The following is a 17,570-nucleotide window of genomic DNA, read 5'->3' as shown; positions in this document are numbered from 1 at the left end:
GAGTAGTTTTAATGAAAGTACCAGTTTATTGGCTAAAGGATTATATAAATATTGATATAGATGGAAAAGAACTTGGAGATAGATTAACTTTATCAGGGTCTAAGGTTGAGGAAGTTATAGTTTCAGGTGATGAGATTAAAAATGTAGTTACAGGAAAGCTAGTTAAAATAGAACCTCATCCAGATGCAGAAAAGTTGGTTATATGTCAGCTTGATGTAGCTCAAGAGGAAGAAGTTCAAATAGTTACAGGAGCTAAAAATATGAAAGAAGGAGATGTTGTTCCAGTTGCTCTTCATGGAGCGATACTTCCTAACGACTTAAAGATAAAGAAGGGCAAACTTAGAGGAGTTGTTTCTAATGGAATGATGTGCTCTGAGGAAGAACTGGGAATAGCAGGAGATAAAGAAGTTCATGGACTTATGATATTAGATCCAGCTACACCACTTGGAAAAGATATAAAAGAAGTTCTAGGGTTAAACAAAGAAACTATAGACTTTGAAATAACTTCAAATAGACCTGATTGTTTAAGTGTTATAGGTATAGCTAGAGAAACTTCTGCAACTTTAGGTAGAGATTTTTCTATGCCTAATTTATCTTATACTTCAACTAGTAACAAGAATATTGAAGATGAACTAAAAGTAACTATTAATGACTCTTTATGTAAGAGATATTTAGCAAGAGGAGTTAAAAATGTTAAGATAGCACAATCACCAGCTTGGATGCAAGAAAGACTTTTAGATGCAGGTGTTAGGCCTATAAATAACATAGTTGATATAACAAACTTCGTGATGCTTGAGCTTGGTCAACCAATGCATGCTTTTGATAAAAGACAGATATCAAGTGGTCATATTGTTATAGAAAGAGCAAAAGAGGGTGAAAAGTTCACAACTCTTGATGAGATAGAAAGAAACCTTGATAACTCTATGCTTTGTATTAAAGATGGAGAAACTACAGTAGCACTTGCTGGAATCATGGGTGGGTTAGACTCAGAAATAAAAGAAGATACTACTGAAGTTATATTCGAGTTTGCAAACTTTGATGGAACGAATATAAGAGTTAACTCTAAAAAACTTAACTTAAGGACAGAAGCATCTTCAAGATTTGAAAAAGACATAGATCCAAACCTAACATTACTTGCAGCAGATAGAGCTTGTGCATTAGTACAAGAACTTGGATGTGGAGATGTTATGGAAGGAACTTTAGATGTTTATCCAGAGAAGAAAGAAAGTCATGAAATGAAAGTTTCTGTAACTTGGGTTAACAAGTTTTTAGGTACCTGTATACCTGCAGAAGATATGAAGACTTACTTAGACAGACTTGAACTAAAAACTACTGTAAGTGGAGATGACCTTGTAATTACAGTACCAACTTTTAGAATAGATGTTCATATTAAAGAAGATATAGCAGAAGAAATAGCAAGAATATATGGATACAACAAGGTACCAACAACTATAAGCACAAGTACTACAGATAGAGAACCAAAGTACAGAAAAGAAAGATTAGATGATCTTCTTATTGAAACATTATTATCTTCAGGAGTGAATCAATCAATAAGTTATTCTTTTGTATCTCCAAAGGTATTTGATGAGATTAACTTACCTAAGGATAGTGTGCTTAGAAATGCAGTTAAGATAAAGAATCCACTAGGTGAAGACTACAGTATTATGAGAACAACTACTGTACCATCAATGATGGAATCTTTAAAGAGAAACTACACTAGAAACAATGACTATGTAAGATTATTTGAAATAGGAAGAACTTATTTACCTAATGAAGATGAAAATGCACTTCCAAAAGAGAACAACATACTAAATATAGGTATGTATGGTGATTGTGACTATTTAGATCTTAAGGGTGTAGTTGAAAACATCTTAGATGCTTTAGGAATAACTAAGATATCTTTAGAAAGAGAAAAAGATAATGTTTGTTATCATCCTGGTAAAACAGCTGCTTTAATGGTTGGAAAACAAAAAGCTGGAGTATTTGGAGAAATACATCCTGACCTTTTAGATAACTATGGAATTGATACTTTAGGATATTTAGCTGAACTTAACTTAGATGTTTTATATGAAGCTTCAAATACAATAAAAGCGTATAAACCATTACCAAAGTTCCCAGCAGTGACTAGAGATATAGCAATTTTAGTTGATGATGAAGTTTTAGTTGGAGATATTGAAAGCACTATAGTAAAAGCTGGCGGAAGTTTAGTTGAAAAGGTAAGTTTATTTGATGTATACAAAGGTAAGCAAACACCAGAAGGTAAAAAGAGCATAGCTTATGCAATTGCATATAGAGATGAAAATAAAACTTTAACTGATAAAGAAGTTAACAAGGTTCATGATAAGATTTTAAGAAGCTTAGAGTACAAACTTGGAGCTCAACTTAGATAATATCGAAAAAAGACTAAACTATTGATGTAGTTTGGTCTTTTTTTATAAACATTGAAGTCAATTAATAGAAAACTGTGGTGTAAAAAAGGTTACGAACCTAGTTCTACTTTATTCACAGGAAGAAATGTTTGTGTTAAAATTAAGTAAAGACAAATAAGCTAGAGGTGAAATATGAGTTCGGTTGTAGTTAAAGTTAATGGTATAGAGTATAATTTAAAGGGTAGAGAAAATGAAGAATATTTAAAAGGTATTGCAGAATATATAGATAGTAAAATACAAGAACTGTGTGAAAAAAATCCAAAACTTAGTTATTCGGCGGCAACTGTGCTAGCTGGAATAAATGTAGCTGATGAACTTTTTAAAAGTGACTTACAATGTGAAAAATTAGAGAAAGAGTGTAAAGGTCTAAAAGAGAACTACAAGAAATTAGAAGAAGAGTTTAATATTAAGGTTAAAGAAATAGAAACTTTAAATGAGAAATTAAAGGAAATAGAAAACACAAATTCTGAAGATTTAATTAAAGAAGTAGAAGATTATAAAAGTCAGTTAGACATAATGGAAGAGCAATACAAAAAGACAAAAGAACAAAACAAAACATTGATGAGTAGAAATAAGGAAGTTAATTTTCAATTGAATAATTATAAATATAAAGTACTTGATTTAGAAAAAAAATATATGGATATTAATTTTAAGCTTGCAAGAGAAAAAAGTGGGCAAAATATATTATTAAATACTAAAAAACATAGATAAATTAAGGAGTTTAGGATACTCCTTTTTTGTCGCATGGGTTAGGCTAATATGTATTGAACATGTACTCACAAGAAGTGCAACGCTTAAAGTATACAAATATGATAGTTTAAACATCAGAAAAACCACAGGAGAGATGAAGAATGAATAAAATAGAACTATTAGCTCCAGCAGGAAGTATGGAAAGTTTATATGCTGCCATAAATAACGGAGCCGATGCTGTATATCTTGGGGGAGATAAATTCTCTGCAAGGGCATATGCATCGAATTTTGATAAAGAGAATATGGAGAAGGCAGTAGACTATGCTCATCTATATGGTGTGAAGATATATGTTACAATAAATACTCTAATAAAAGAAGAGGAAATGAATTCTCTCTTAGAATATACGAAGGACCTATATAAAATGGGGATTGATGGTGTTATACTTCAGGATTTAGGAGCCTATAGAAACTTAAAAAGGCTAATTCCTGATTTAGAGATACATGGATCAACTCAAATGACAGTACATAATCCAGAAGGGGCACTATTCTTAACTGAAAAAGGTTTTAAGAGAATAGTGTTATCAAGAGAACTATCATTAGATGAAATTGAGTATATATCTAAAGATATGGGCATAGAAACTGAGATATTTGTTCATGGAGCCTTATGCGTGTGTTATTCAGGCATGTGTCTCATGAGTTCCATGATTGGAGGAAGAAGTGGCAATAGAGGAAGATGTGCTCAAAGTTGTAGACTTCCTTATACCCTAAAATCAATAAATGGTGGAAAAGAGTTTAAAGGATATTTATTAAGCCCTAAGGACATATGCACAGTTGATGATGTTAAAGAGATATTAAAAACTGGGACTTCTTCATTAAAAATAGAAGGAAGAATGAAGAGGCCAGAGTATGTTGCAGGAGTTGTGTCTGAGTATAGAAAAGCCATTGATGGTAACAAAAATAAAAATGGTGAAAAGCAATTAATGAAGCTTTTTAATAGGGAAGGTTTTTCAAAAGCATATCTTTACAAAAATGAAGGTAAAGATATGATGGCTTATAAATATCCTAAAAATACAGGAGTTTTTGTAGGTAAAGTTGTTGAGAATTCACTTGTCTTATTAGATGATGATATTTCTCTTAAGGATGGGATAAGAATAGGTGAAGGTGGGTTTACTGTTGCTAAGATATTACTTGATGGAAAAGAAGTTGAGAAAGCAAGTAAAGGAGACAAAGTAAAGTTAATCCCAAATCAATATAAAAAAGGTGATATTCTTTATAAAACCTCTGATAACTTATTGCTTAAGAGTTTACAATCAACCTACAACAGCATTTATGATAGAAAGGTTGATATATCTTGTGATGTTGAATTCAACTTACATGGGCCTATCATATTAAGAACTAGGTATATGGGAGAAAACTTTGAGGTCTATGGAGAAAATGTTGAAATAGCTAAAAACAAACCTTTATCTAAAGAAAGAATTCAAGAATCTTTGATGAAATCAGGAGAAACTGCCTTTAAGATAACTAAAGTTGAGTTTAAATCCTATGAAGAAGGCTTTTTGCCAGTATCCTCATTAAATAATGCTAGAAGATTACTTATAGAAAAGATTGAAGAAAATGTGAAGCTTAGATATAAAAAAGATATCAAGATATCAGATAAACATGAAAAACAAGAGATTTTAGATGTTGACGGGCCTAATTTACTTTTCATAGCTAACACTAAGGCCCAACTAAAGGCCCTAGTAGATGAAAAGGCCCATGATATAGGCATCAGTATTTACAACAAAAACATGTCAGGTATAAGACTTAAGGATCTAGATGGTCTTGATGGGCCTAACTTATATTTAAAGGTACCTAATATAATAAAACAAGAGTATAATGTTTTAGTTAAAGAAATAGAAGAGAATCTACATAGATTTAAAGGGATAATTACATCTAATTTAGGAATAATAAAGAGATTTCAAAACAGAATATTAATAATAAGTGATTATAAGAGCAACATATTTAATTCTTCAGTGGTGAAATTCTTTAAAGAAAATAATGTATATCCATATTTAAGCCAAGAATTAAATAGAAAAGAAATCATGAATATACTATCTAAAGAAAAAAATCTAGGTATGTGTGTTTATGGGAAAACAGAATCTATGATATCAGAATATTGTCCTGTAGGAAGTATTGTTGGAGGAAAATGTTCTAATAAAGAATGTTCAGCTCCATGTGTAAATGATGAATTTATGCTTGTTGATAGAATGAATAAGGACTTTAGAGTGTTAACAGATAAATTCTGTAGGGCCTATATATATAACTCTGCCCCTATTAATCTAATTGATGAAATGGAAGAACTTAAAGAAAAAGGTGTATCAAGTTTTAGATTTGATTTCATTGATGAAGGGGAAGAAGAAGTTAAGGAAATATTAAATTATTTAAAAGATAAGACTCCTTTAGAAAATAAAGAATATACCAAAGGTCATTATAGAAGAGGAGTAGAATAAAGGAGAAGGTTAATGAAAGAACGATCTATAAAGATATTAGAATTTAATAAAATAAAAGAACTGGTAAAAGAATATGCAATAACAGCTGGTGCTAAAGAGTTAATAGAAGAGTTAAAGCCTTATGATAATGTTTATGAAATTAAAGAACATATACAAGAGACAAGAGAAGCTTTAAATTTACTTATGACTAAGGGAAACCCTCCTTTTGAAGGGTTTTATGATGTTAGAGATGGAGTATCTAGGGCATTAAAGGGAGGTACTTTAAATGCTCTTCAATTACTTAGAATAGGGAATATGTTAAGATCCTCAAGAAAGTTTCTTGATTATATAAAGAGAAAAGAAGAGGAAGAAGATCATAAAATTATTGAAGAAATATGTGAAGGAATCACTCCTTTAAGAAAACTTGAAGAAAGCATAGAAATTGCTATAGTTGGTGAAGATGAGATATCAGATAGAGCTAGTAGCACTTTAAGTAACATCAGAAGATCCTTAAAGGAAAAGAACTCTTCTGTTAGAGAAAGAATAGGTGGAATAATAAGAGATAACTCTAAGTTCCTTCAAGACAACTTATATAGCGTAAGAGGGGATAGATATGTTATTCCTGTAAAGTCTGAACATAAAGGGCAAGTACCTGGACTTGTTCATGATCAAAGTTCATCAGGTGCTACATTGTTTATAGAGCCTATGAGTTTAGTTAATCTAAATAATGAAATTAAAGAACTTATGCTAAAGGAAAAGGCAGAAATAGAAAGAATATTAGCTGCTTTATCTAAGGGAGTTTATAACAATAAGGATGAAGTAAAAAGAAATCTAGATATATTAATTGAACTAGATTTTATCTTTGCAAAAGCTAAATATGGAAGTTCCATAAACGGTGTTGCACCTATAGTAAATACTGATGGTTCATTTCATATCATAGAAGGAAGACATCCACTCATAAGTTCCAAGATAGTTGTACCATCAACATCATACCTTGGCAAAGAGTTTACTTCCTTAATAATAACTGGACCAAACACAGGTGGAAAAACTGTAACTTTAAAAACTATAGGGCTTTTACATCTTATGGGTATGAGTGGATTACTAATACCTGCTAGAGATAATTCATCTATAAGTTATTATGAAAACATATTTGCAGATATAGGAGATGAACAAAGTATAGAGCAGAGTTTGTCAACTTTCTCATCTCATATGAAAAATATAGTTGAGATTATGGAAGATGCAAATGAAAATTCTTTAGTACTTTTTGATGAACTTGGAGCAGGAACAGATCCAACTGAAGGTGCTGCTTTAGCTGTATCAATACTTGAGAGTTTAAGAAAAAGAAACTGCAAGATAGTTGCTACAACTCACTACAGTGAGCTTAAAGGATATGCACTTAGAACTATAAATGTAGAAAATGCCTCAGTTGAGTTTGATGTCGAAACTTTAAGACCAACTTACAGACTTTTAATTGGAATACCTGGTAAGTCAAACGCTTTTGAGATATCTAGAAGACTTGGATTAAGTGATAGTGTAATTAAAGATGCTAAAGAAAGTATATCTTCTGAATCACTTCAGTTTGAAGATCTTATACAAAGTTTGCAAGAAAAGAGTATAAAAGCAGAAGAAGATGCTAGAAGAGCAGAAGTTTTAAAAATAGACGCTGAAAAGCTTAAAGAAAAGTATAATAGCAAGTTAGAATCTTTAGAAAAGATGAGAGAAAATGCCTACTCTGAAGCAAGAAGAGAAGCTAAACAGCTTTTAAGAGATGCTAAAGAAGAAGCTGATGAAATCTTAAAAACTATGAGAGAACTTGAAAGAGATGGTGTATCTTCTACAAACAGAAAAAGACTTGAAGAAGAAAGAAGCAAACTTAGAAATAACTTAGACAAAGCTGAAGCAGAATTAAACAAGGAAAAGAAGAAAAAAGGAAAAGAGATAGCTGAAGTTAAACTAGGAATGGAAGCTTTTTTACCTTCTTTAAATCAAAAAGTTGTAGTAATATCAATGCCAGACAACAAAGGTGAAGTTAAAGTTGAAGCTGGTATTATGAAGATAAATGTTAAACTTAAAGACTTAGTTATAGCTGAAGGAATAAAAGAAGAAAAGAAAAAGTCATCTAAACAAGTTAATCTAAACTTAAAATCAGTTAGTTCATCTGTGGACTTAAGAGGGTTAGATGCAGAAGAGGCTTGTTATGATGCAGATAAGTATTTAGATGAAGCTTATATGGCAGGCTTAGGAGAAGTATCCTTAATACATGGAAAAGGTACAGGGGTATTAAGAAAAGCTATAAATGACATGTTAAAGAGACATCCTCATGTAAAAAGTTATAGACTAGGTGAGTATGGTGAAGGTGGAACTGGAGTAACAGTAGTTCAACTGAAGTAAACCTTGTTGTGGTAGACGCGTTTCTCAGCGTCAATCTAATCATTTGTTTATAAAGAATTTAATGAAACTATTGAAAAGAAGGGTTTCTACAGGAGAGAAAAAGATGATTTTAGTAAGTGCTTGTTTAGCGGGAGTTAATTGCAGATATGATGGTAAAAATACTTACAAAGAAGAACTTCAAAAACTAATTGAATCTGGAAAGGCTGTATTAGTATGTCCAGAACAGTTAGGAGGGCTATCAACACCAAGAAATCCAGCTGAAATAAGAGGGGATTTAGTGATAGACAATAAAGGGAATGATGTCACAGAACAGTTCACAAAAGGGGCCCATGAAACTATGAATATAGCAAAACTTATGAACTGTAAGGTTGCTATATTAAAAAAGAATTCTCCTTCCTGTGGATTTGGGGAGGTTTATGATGGTACATTTAGTGGCATAAGGAAAAAAGGTAATGGACTAACTGGTGATATTCTTGATAAACATGGAATAAAGGTATTTAATGAAGAAAATTATCATGAAGCAATAAAGGAATATATTTAAAATAAATGATGGGCCTATCAAGTTAATTTGATAGGCCCATCAAGTTTTGTTAAACTCTTATTTCTCTTAGTACATTAATGTGTTCAACATTAGGATCTTCAGTTCCTTGAACATAAAGGCCCGCTCTCTTAAGATCTTTTACATAGTGAACAACTTCTAAGGTTATAATTTCCCCAGGACATAAAACAGGTATTCCTGGTGGATATGCCATTAAAAATTCTGCACTTATTCTTCCTACAGCATCTTCAAGAAGTAAAGTTTCTTTTTTAGAGTTAAATGCAGCTCTAGGATTTACTTTCATCTCTGGGATATCAGGTATATCTAAAAAGTCTGGTTTTATGTTACTTTTTTCTGAATGCTCTTTAGAAATTTCTTTTAAAGCAGTTACTAAACTATTTAAAGCTTCCTCCGTATCTCCAAAAGATCCTACAGCAAGAACATTATAAAGATCGGATAGTTCTACTTGTATATGATATCTTGTAGCTAATATAGTATCTAATTCATAACCTGTTAAACCTAATTCTCTACAATTTACAGTAATCTTAGTTGGGTCAAAGGAAAAAGCGCCAGGTTTTCCGAGTATTTCTTCTCCAAAACAATAAAGTCCAGGGATTTTATTTATTTCATCTCTTACTTTTTTGCAACGCTCAACAGTTTTTGCAAGAAGTTCTTTTCCTTCTAAAGCTATTTGTTTTCTAGCGCAATCAAGACTTGCCATAAGTATGTATGATGGTGAAGTTGTATGAAGTAAGTTTAAAACTTGTTGAACTCTTTTTGGATTTATAAGTTTACTTTTAACATGTAAAAGTGATCCTTGAGTTAATGAACCTATTATTTTGTGAGTACTTTGAGCACATATATCTGCCCCAGCCTTTAATGATGATAAAGGAAGGGAATCATTAAATCCTAAATGAGGCCCATGAGCTTCATCAACTATCAAAGGTATATCATAGCTATGAACAATATCAGCTATTTTTTTAATGTCAGTAGCAACTCCATAATAAGTTGGATTTATGATTAATACTGCTTTAGCATCAGGATTTTTTCGTAGAGACTCAGCTACAACCTCAGGTGTAACACCATGAGCAACTCCTAACTGTTTATCAAGTTCAGGAGTCATGAATACTGGAACAGCTCCACTTAAGATAATTCCTGAAGTAACAGATTTATGAACGTTACGAGGAATAAGTATTTTGTCCCCATCGCCAACAACAGAAAGAATCATAGCTTGAATAGCGCCAGATGTTCCATGAATAGAGAAAAAGGAAGCATCAGCATCATAAGCATCAGCAACTAACTCTTGTGCTTTCTTTATTGGTCCTGTTGGATGGTGTAGGGAATCAACCATTTTAAAAACAGTTACATCTATTTTAAATGGGTTATCTCCTATAAATTTTTTAAAGTCATTTTCAATGCCATTACCTTTTTTATGACCTGGTACATGAAAGGGAATTGTTTCATTATTGACATATTCCATCAATGCGTCAAATAAGGGTGTTTCATTTTGGTTTAATTTATACATGTATGGACACCTCTTTCGTTTACCTAATAATTTAAAAACACTACTATTATATTTTACCAAAACCCTCATTTCAATAAAAAAATTTTAAAAAGAATAAATATTTTATTCTTGTCAATAATACAGAGGAGGAGGGATAAATATGGAATGTAATAAAAGAATTAAAAGTATTGGACATAGTGGGAGAAAAAGCAGAAAAAATGGTAAAGTACCAGGGGTAATTTACGGTAAAGGTATTGAAAATATGCTCTTTGAAATTTCTGAATTAGAGTTAAATGAGGAAATTTTACAAAATGGAGGACATGGATTTGTAAATATCAATTTAGAAGGTGAAAATCATAAAGCACTTATAAAAGAAATACAACGTGATCCATTAACAAGAAAATTAGTACACATTGATTTAGAGAAGATAAGTGGAGATAAGAAGATAACTTCATATGTTCCATTAAACTTTACTGGTGAAGAATTTGTAGGAAAAGCAGGAGCTGTACTTCAAAAAGAAAGAAATGCAGTTAGGGTTGAATGTACTCCAGACAACTTACCAAAATCAATAAATGTAGATATAACTAACGGTTCAGTTGGTTCAGTGTTTAGGTTAAGTGATGTTGAAGTTGGAGAAGAAATTTCAATAATAGATGATTTAAATACAGTTGTAGCAGCTATAAGTTATGAAAGAAATACCGTATCTATGGATATGGCTATTAATGAAGAGCAAATAAAAGAAGAAAAAGAAGATAAAAAGAAAAATTAATCTGTAATAAAAAATGTGGATTATAGTAGTAAATGCTAATGATTAACATAGGATTCATTAGCATTTTACCTTTTTGTTACCATATAACTTACATAAAAGTGTTTTCATATACTGTAAATTCGTGTATAATGGATTTGCACATTTAAGGAGGGATTTTTGTGGATTACAAAATTAGATATGAGGAATGGTTACAATCCAAAGTTATATCAGAAGAAGTCAAGAATGAACTTAAACAACTTAATGATGAAAAGGAAATAGAAGATAGATTTTATAGAGATCTTGAATTTGGTACAGGTGGATTAAGAGGAGTAATAGGTTACGGAGACAACAGAATGAACACATACACTGTTGGAAAAGCTACTCAAGGATTCGCAAATTATTTATTAGAAAACTTTGATGATAATAGATCAGTAGCAATAGCTTATGACTCAAGAAATATGTCAGTAGAATTTGCTAAATCAGCAGCTTTAACTTTATGTGGAAACGGTATAAAAGTATATTTGTTTAAAGTGTTAGAGCCAACACCAGTATTATCATTTGCAGTTAGACATTTAAACTGTTCAGGTGGTATAGTAGTAACTGCATCCCATAATCCAAAGCAATATAACGGATATAAAGTGTATGGTCCAGACGGTGGACAAGTAACCGATGGAGATGCAAACAAGATAATAGGATACGTAAAAGATATAAAAGGTTTTGAAGAAATAAAAACTATAAGCGAAGAAGAAGCTTTAGAAAAAGGATTATTAGTATACATTGGAGAAGATGTAGATAAAGCATATATAGATGCAATTAAAAAAGCTACTATAAGAAAAGAATTAGTTAGTGAAAAAGCAAAGGATTTAAATATAATATATACTCCTATACATGGATCAGGAAATATTCCAGTAAGAAGAGTATTAGCTGAACTTGGTTATGAAAATGTAAATGTAGTTAAGGAACAAGAACTTCCAGATGGAAACTTCCCAACAGCTCCATATCCAAATCCAGAAGATCCAAAGGTATTTAAATTAGCTTTAGAAATGGCTGAAAAATCAGAACCAGATATAATTTTTGGAACTGACCCTGATTGTGATAGAATAGGGGTAGTGGTAAAAGATAAAACTGGAGATTATAAAGTTTTAACAGGTAATCAAACAGGAATGCTTTTAACACATTATATATTAAGTTCTTTAAGCGAAAGAAATGAAATTCCAGACAATGGAGTAGTTATAAAAACTATAGTAACAACTGAGTCGGCTAATGATATAGCTAAGGCTTATAATGTTGAAATAATGGATACCTTAACTGGATTTAAGTATATTGGAGAAAAAATGACTGCTTTTGAGAAAGATAACAGTCATAAATATCTATTTGGATTTGAAGAAAGTTATGGATATTTAATAGGAGACCATGCAAGAGATAAGGATGCTGTTGTAGCTGCAATGCTTATAGCTGAAATGACTCTTTACTATAAGGAAAATGGCATGAGTCTTTATGATGGACTTTTAGCTTTATATGAAAAGTATGGCTACTATAAAGAAGCTCTTGAATCTTTTGAACTAACTGGTAAAGAAGGTCAAGAAAAGATAGCTAAGTGTATTGAAAATCTTAGAAGTACTGAATTTACTGAATTAAATAGAGTTAAGCTTTCATTAAAGGAAGACTATAAATTAAGTACTCAAAAAAATATGAACCTTAATTCTGAAGTAACTCTTGATTTACCTAAATCAAATGTATTAAAATTTATATTTGAGGATGATTCATGGTTTGTAGTAAGACCTTCAGGAACAGAACCTAAAATGAAACTATATATTGCTGTAAAAGGTAATTCTATAGAAAATTCAGAAGAAAACTTAAATAGCTTTAAAGAAGCTGTTAGAGGATTAATTGAAAAAAACTTAAATTAATAAAAAAGCTATCATCCTTCGGTGATGATAGCTTTTAATTCTTATATGGAAAAGGAGAAAATATCTTGGATTATAGAAATTTATTTAAAGAAAAACTATCAAAGCTATTATTTTTAGAATTAAATAAAGAAGGTTTTATTAAAGCACTTAATATATCAAACTTAGAACTTAAAAATAAAGAGTTATTTGTACCTATAAACACTACTTATTTAGCTTCAAATATAGAAAATGAAATAAAAATAAAAAATCTTCCTATATATGATTTTATTGAAGGAATGAGTTTTGCCTTAGGAGCAGATGATAAGCTGAAATTTAATGAAGATTATATAACTTTATTAAAAAACATTAAGGACTCAATACCTTGTATAAAAAGTGCAGTAGCAAAAAAGATAAAAGAGAATCTTTTTGATGAGGCTTATATACTATTAAGAGGGTTAACTAATGTAACTAATGAGGAAGAAGTGTGGGAGAAATTATTTCTTATTGGTGAAACAATAAGGGAACAAGATAAAGGTTTTACAGAAGTATTTAAAGAAGACATAGATAGATATAAATATCTAAATCCAAACTCTCATAAAGCAAGTATCTATGAAGCTTTGATTTATAATGATGAGGGAAATAATGAAAAAGCCTACGTTTATATAAATGAATATTTAAATTCTGGCGGAGAACCAGAAGAATACATCTTAAGTTTGAAAGCTGAACTTGAAGATACTTTAGATTATGAAAATGGGAAAAAATTAATAGAAGGAAATCCTAAAGAGGCTTTAAAAAAGCTAATTCCTTTACTTGATAGATTTGGGGATAATCCGTCTTTATTTTATTACGTAGCTTTATGTTATAGAAAACTTGAAAATTATGAAAAAGCAATCTATTACTTAAATGAAAGTATAGCAATTGATAGTTCAATAGTTGAAACAATAAACGAAATGGGTATAAACTATGCTTCTTTAGAAGACTTTGAAAATGCTATAAAGTATTTTAGAAAAGCCTTTGAAGCAACTAGAGATATAGAGATCTGCACTAATTTAATAATGTGTTATTTAAATTCAGGAGATTTAAAACAAGCAAGATTACATTTAGAAATTGCAGAAAAAATAAACAAAGATGACGAGATTGTAAAAGAAATTAAAGAATACATAAAAAGATTTAATTAAAGGTTACAAGTAGATTACTTTCCTTTTTATAGCTAATCTTTTATGGTAATATTTAAATATCAAGTGAAACTTGATTCAGGTGGGGTATTATCCCCATTTGAATCTTAGTTGAACTTATCTAGGATCGTGCCACTGTTATCTCCCACCTAATAGGGGCTGGGAGTGTTACAGTGGCTAGATATCAGATCAAAGTTAAGGATGGAGAGTATGTTTATAAATATATTAGGTTTTAAAATCTACAAAAATACAAAAATGGAATTAATTGAGTTGTTAAACAGCTATCCTAAAGTCAACATAATATCAGGGAATCCAGAGGTTTTATTTAACGGATTAAATAATAAAACATTGGGAGATAATTTTAGAAAAGATAGTTCAATTATAATACCTGATGGTGTTGGAACGGTTTTAGCTTCAAAAATACAAGGTACGCCTGTTAAAGAAAAAATTCCAGGAATAGAAGTTATGGGTGAAATCATAAAAAAATCTGAAAGAGAAGGAAAAGGAATTTATCTTTTAGGTGCTAAGGAAGAGGTGCTGCTTAAATGTAGCGAAAATCTTTTGATGAAATATCCAGAGCTAAACATCGTTGGAATGAAAAATGGTTATTTCAAAAAAGAAGATTCTGACTTAATTGCTGAAGATATCAAATCAAAAAATCCCTACGCTATTTTTATAGCAATGGGGTCTCCTAGACAAGAAGAATTTATATCTAAATACATGGATGAGCTTCCTTGTAAAATCTTTATGGGAGTTGGAGGTAGCTTTGATGTTTTTGCAGGCAATGTAAATAGAGCACCTAAGTGGATGATAAGTTTAGGACTTGAGTGGCTTTACAGAGTTAGTAAGGAACCTTGGAGAATAAAAAGATTAGGGGCTATACCTAAGTTTTTGTGGTTAGTCTTAATTAATAGATTTAAGGGGAAATCATGAGTAAAAGTAATTTAATAAAGTCAACTGCAGTTGTAATGATTGTATCTCTTCTAAGCAGGTGTCTTGGGTTAATAAGAGATTTATTAATAGGTAATAATTTTGGTGCAAGCATGTATACAGATGCCTATAATGTAGCTGTTACTATTCCCGAAACTATATTTATGGTTATTGGGTTAGCAATATCAACCTCATTTTTACCTATATTAAGCGAGGAACTTGCTAAAAAAGGCAAAAAAGATATGTATGCTTATGCTAATAAGTTTATAACTATGCTTTCTATTGTATCAATTATTATATTTATTTTCTCATTAATTTTTACAAGAGAGATAGTATCCTTTATTGCAAATGGATTTGATAATGAAGCACTTGAATTAGCTATTAAGTTAACTAGAATAACTATAATCAATCTGTTGTTTTTATCATTTAACGCTTGTTTTACATCGCTTTTACAAGTAAATGAGGATTTTATAATTCCTTCAATATTAGGATTGTTTTTTAATGCTCCAATGATAGCATATTTATTAGTTTTCAAAAATTATACTATTGAAGGGTTAACTATAGCAAATGTAATAGGAAACTTTTTTAGAGTTTTAGTGCAAATACCATCACTTATAAAACATGGTTATATATACAAGATTAGTATTGATATGAAAGATGAGCGTATAAGGAAGGCTTTGTTACTGATTGCGCCAGTAATAATTGGAGCTGGAGCTAATTCGTTAAATATGGTTGTAGATAAGAAAGTTGCTGCAACATTAAGCGAAGGGAGTATATCAGCATTAGATTATGCACAAAAGTTAATAGTACTTATAAATACTATAATAACTTCATCTATAATAACTGTAACATATCCATTAATGGCCAATAAAAAAAATTCTGGGGACAATAAAGGCTTTATAGAGTATATACTTAAAACAATAACATATAGTGCTATTTTTTTAATTCCAATAACAGTAGGTGCCTTAGTATTAAATGAAGAAATAATTAAGATAGTATATATGAGAGGAGCTTTTGGAATTGAGGCGGTTAGCTTAACTAAAATGGCATTGATAGGATATGCTATAGGTATTTTCTTTACTGCACTTAGGGATATATTAAACTCAACTCTTTTTTCTATGGGAAAAACAAAAGAAACTACAATAAATGGAATTATAGGTGTTGTTATAAATATAATTTTAAGTGTAACCTTATCAAAAATCTTTGGTGTTATAGGTATAGCTATTGCAACATCTAGTGCAATGATGGTTACAAGCTGTATGTTAATATTAACCCTGAAAAAAATAATCAAAGATTTCAAAGTTAAAAGTACTATGATTAAGTTAGCTAAAGTTTTTTTTGCATCTATAATAATGGGGGTTACATTAACTATATTAAACTTAAACAACAGTGGTGATATGGGCAAACTGACCATGATTATAATGACAGTAGCAGGTGCTTTTATATATTATATTATGTGCATGCTATTAAAAATAGATGAAATTAAAGAATTGAATTCTATTATTAGAAAGAAGATTGGGAGGAAATAATGAAAATACTTTTTATTGCTTGTTATTCTCCGTTAATAAATAATTCAGCAGCCATAGAAACATTACAGTATTTAAACAAGCTAGACAACATTAAAGGAAATGAAATTCATCTATTAACGGTAGATTTCCCTAAGGACTCTATATATTATGACAGTAAACTTTTTTCAATGATGAATAGTTCAATAAAATTACATGCTATAAATGGTGGAAAATTATTTAATAAAATTATGCCAAAGAAAAAAACTATGAATTTTGATAGGAAATTAGAAGGAAGTTCTAAAAAAACATCATTAGCTAGAATGATAAAAAATTCTTTGGCAATACCTGATATGTATTTATATTGGGCTTTTAAAGCTTCTAAATATGGGAAAAAACTAGTGAGTAAAGAAAAATTTGATGTCATATTTTCTATGCATGAGCCACCATCATCCCATATATGTGCATACCTTATAAAAAGAAAGTTTAAAGACTTAAAATGGATTACTTATTGGAGTGACCCGTGGACCAAAGATTCTACTCGAGAAAAAAATATGGGCATAAGAAAACTAATTGAAAAAAAATTAGAGAATCTTGTGGTAAAGAATAGTGATAAATTAATATTCGTTACTGATGAAAATAGAAATGACTATGTGAATACATATAACATACCAATTGATAATACGTTTATTTTAAATAGGGGTTATGATAAGCAGATATATGACAAGATTAAAGGCAGAGAAAAGCCTGCGCTTATTAAAGAAGATAAAGTTAATATTATATATGCAGGAGAGATATTTTCAAAATTGAGAGATGTTAATCCATTTATTGAGGCAATTAAAAAAATTAAGCTTGAAGATAAGTACATTTATAATAAATTAAATATACTGTTTTTTGGAAATATAGATAATGATGAAATAAGATATAAGCTTTCAAATGAAGAAGCTATTACAATTTCTCCGAGAATTGCTTTTGATGAGGCATTAAACTATATGATTAATGGAGAAATATTACTATTATTTGGAAATAAAAAATCAAAACAGATACCAGGAAAGATATATGATTATTTTGGAACTGATTCTTGGATATTAAACATATATGGAGATCCAAATGACCCTATAAAGAAATTAGTTCAGAATCATTATAAATGTTATAGTTGTGATAATAATTCAGAAGATATTAAAGCTAGTATACTAAAATTAATTGACAAGGTTGAAAAGGGGATATATCCAAAAGCAGATGAAAATTATGAGTGGGATAAAGTAGCTTTGAGATTAAATGACATATTGAGAGGATAGTGATT

The 17,570-nt window shown here is 30.2% G+C and carries 12 protein-coding genes; 11 read left to right on the top strand and 1 reads right to left on the bottom strand.

From position 1 onward, the window contains the following. Positions 1 to 11: 11 nt before the first annotated feature. From pheT to BUA92_RS11930, 5 genes are all read left to right on the top strand, one after another. On the top strand, positions 12 to 2,390 hold the full coding sequence (gene pheT / locus BUA92_RS11950; protein ID WP_073019832.1) for a phenylalanine--tRNA ligase subunit beta: 2,379 nt from the start codon (positions 12 to 14) through the stop codon (positions 2,388 to 2,390). A 171-nt stretch (positions 2,391 to 2,561) separates the two neighbouring features. Continuing rightward, a complete protein-coding gene (locus tag BUA92_RS11945; protein ID WP_073019831.1) occupies positions 2,562 to 3,140 on the top strand; it encodes a cell division protein ZapA in 579 nt (192 codons plus the stop codon). 140 nt (positions 3,141 to 3,280) lie between these two features. Then, positions 3,281 to 5,608 carry a U32 family peptidase gene (locus BUA92_RS11940; protein ID WP_073019830.1) on the top strand — a complete coding sequence of 776 codons (2,328 nt, stop codon included), beginning with the start codon at positions 3,281 to 3,283 and terminating at the stop codon, positions 5,606 to 5,608. A 12-nt stretch (positions 5,609 to 5,620) separates the two neighbouring features. Next, complete coding sequence (locus tag BUA92_RS11935; RefSeq protein ID WP_073019829.1) at positions 5,621 to 7,978, top strand: endonuclease MutS2; 2,358 nt, start codon at positions 5,621 to 5,623, stop codon at positions 7,976 to 7,978. A gap of 103 nt (positions 7,979 to 8,081) precedes the next feature. Beyond that, positions 8,082 to 8,519 (top strand): 2-thiouracil desulfurase family protein, encoded by a 438-nt coding sequence (locus BUA92_RS11930; protein WP_073019828.1) that lies wholly within the window; start codon positions 8,082 to 8,084, stop codon positions 8,517 to 8,519. A gap of 49 nt (positions 8,520 to 8,568) precedes the next feature. Here BUA92_RS11930 and BUA92_RS11925 read toward each other — a convergent pair whose 3' ends face one another. Further along, positions 8,569 to 10,041 (bottom strand): aminotransferase class I/II-fold pyridoxal phosphate-dependent enzyme, encoded by a 1,473-nt coding sequence (locus tag BUA92_RS11925; RefSeq protein ID WP_073019827.1) that lies wholly within the window; start codon positions 10,039 to 10,041, stop codon positions 8,569 to 8,571. Between the two features lie 139 nt (positions 10,042 to 10,180). Between BUA92_RS11925 and BUA92_RS11920 the strand changes: the two genes are divergently transcribed. From BUA92_RS11920 to BUA92_RS11895, 6 genes are all read left to right on the top strand, one after another. After that, positions 10,181 to 10,789: a 50S ribosomal protein L25 gene (locus BUA92_RS11920; protein WP_073019826.1), complete on the top strand. Its 609-nt coding sequence runs from the start codon at positions 10,181 to 10,183 to the stop codon at positions 10,787 to 10,789. Between the two features lie 158 nt (positions 10,790 to 10,947). After that, positions 10,948 to 12,678, top strand: coding sequence for a phospho-sugar mutase (locus BUA92_RS11915; RefSeq protein ID WP_073019825.1), 1,731 nt, complete (start codon positions 10,948 to 10,950; stop codon positions 12,676 to 12,678). Between the two features lie 65 nt (positions 12,679 to 12,743). After that, on the top strand, positions 12,744 to 13,835 hold the full coding sequence (locus BUA92_RS11910; RefSeq protein ID WP_083553502.1) for a tetratricopeptide repeat protein: 1,092 nt from the start codon (positions 12,744 to 12,746) through the stop codon (positions 13,833 to 13,835). 207 nt (positions 13,836 to 14,042) lie between these two features. Continuing rightward, positions 14,043 to 14,765 (top strand): WecB/TagA/CpsF family glycosyltransferase, encoded by a 723-nt coding sequence (locus tag BUA92_RS11905; RefSeq protein WP_073019821.1) that lies wholly within the window; start codon positions 14,043 to 14,045, stop codon positions 14,763 to 14,765. Further along, positions 14,762 to 16,291 (top strand): murein biosynthesis integral membrane protein MurJ, encoded by a 1,530-nt coding sequence (gene murJ, locus BUA92_RS11900; protein WP_073019819.1) that lies wholly within the window; start codon positions 14,762 to 14,764, stop codon positions 16,289 to 16,291. The genes BUA92_RS11905 and murJ overlap by 4 nt, the downstream gene beginning before the upstream one ends. Beyond that, positions 16,291 to 17,565, top strand: coding sequence for a glycosyltransferase family protein (locus BUA92_RS11895; protein WP_073019817.1), 1,275 nt, complete (start codon positions 16,291 to 16,293; stop codon positions 17,563 to 17,565). Before murJ ends, BUA92_RS11895 begins: the two co-directional genes overlap by 1 nt. Positions 17,566 to 17,570 lie beyond the last annotated feature (5 nt).

Origin of the sequence: Clostridium intestinale DSM 6191 (genome assembly GCF_900130055.1) — a bacterium.
Taxonomy (GTDB): domain Bacteria; phylum Bacillota; class Clostridia; order Clostridiales; family Clostridiaceae; genus Clostridium_T; species Clostridium_T intestinale.
Note: the sequence above shows the minus strand (reverse complement) of the source record. Positions and strands in the feature narration are given on the sequence as shown.

Excerpts from the sequence above, each read along its gene's own strand:
- BUA92_RS11945 (WP_073019831.1), top strand. The coding sequence starts at position 2,562 with ATGAGTTCGGTTGTAGTTAAAGTTAATGGTATAGAGTATAATTTAAAG.
- BUA92_RS11925 (WP_073019827.1), bottom strand. The coding sequence starts at position 10,041 with ATGTATAAATTAAACCAAAATGAAACACCCTTATTTGACGCATTGATG.
- BUA92_RS11930 (WP_073019828.1), top strand. The coding sequence starts at position 8,082 with ATGATTTTAGTAAGTGCTTGTTTAGCGGGAGTTAATTGCAGATATGAT.
- BUA92_RS11935 (WP_073019829.1), top strand. The coding sequence starts at position 5,621 with ATGAAAGAACGATCTATAAAGATATTAGAATTTAATAAAATAAAAGAA.
- BUA92_RS11940 (WP_073019830.1), top strand. The coding sequence starts at position 3,281 with ATGAATAAAATAGAACTATTAGCTCCAGCAGGAAGTATGGAAAGTTTA.
- murJ (WP_073019819.1), top strand. The coding sequence starts at position 14,762 with ATGAGTAAAAGTAATTTAATAAAGTCAACTGCAGTTGTAATGATTGTA.
- BUA92_RS11895 (WP_073019817.1), top strand. The coding sequence starts at position 16,291 with ATGAAAATACTTTTTATTGCTTGTTATTCTCCGTTAATAAATAATTCA.
- pheT (WP_073019832.1), top strand. The coding sequence starts at position 12 with ATGAAAGTACCAGTTTATTGGCTAAAGGATTATATAAATATTGATATA.
- BUA92_RS11905 (WP_073019821.1), top strand. The coding sequence starts at position 14,043 with ATGTTTATAAATATATTAGGTTTTAAAATCTACAAAAATACAAAAATG.
- BUA92_RS11920 (WP_073019826.1), top strand. The coding sequence starts at position 10,181 with ATGGAATGTAATAAAAGAATTAAAAGTATTGGACATAGTGGGAGAAAA.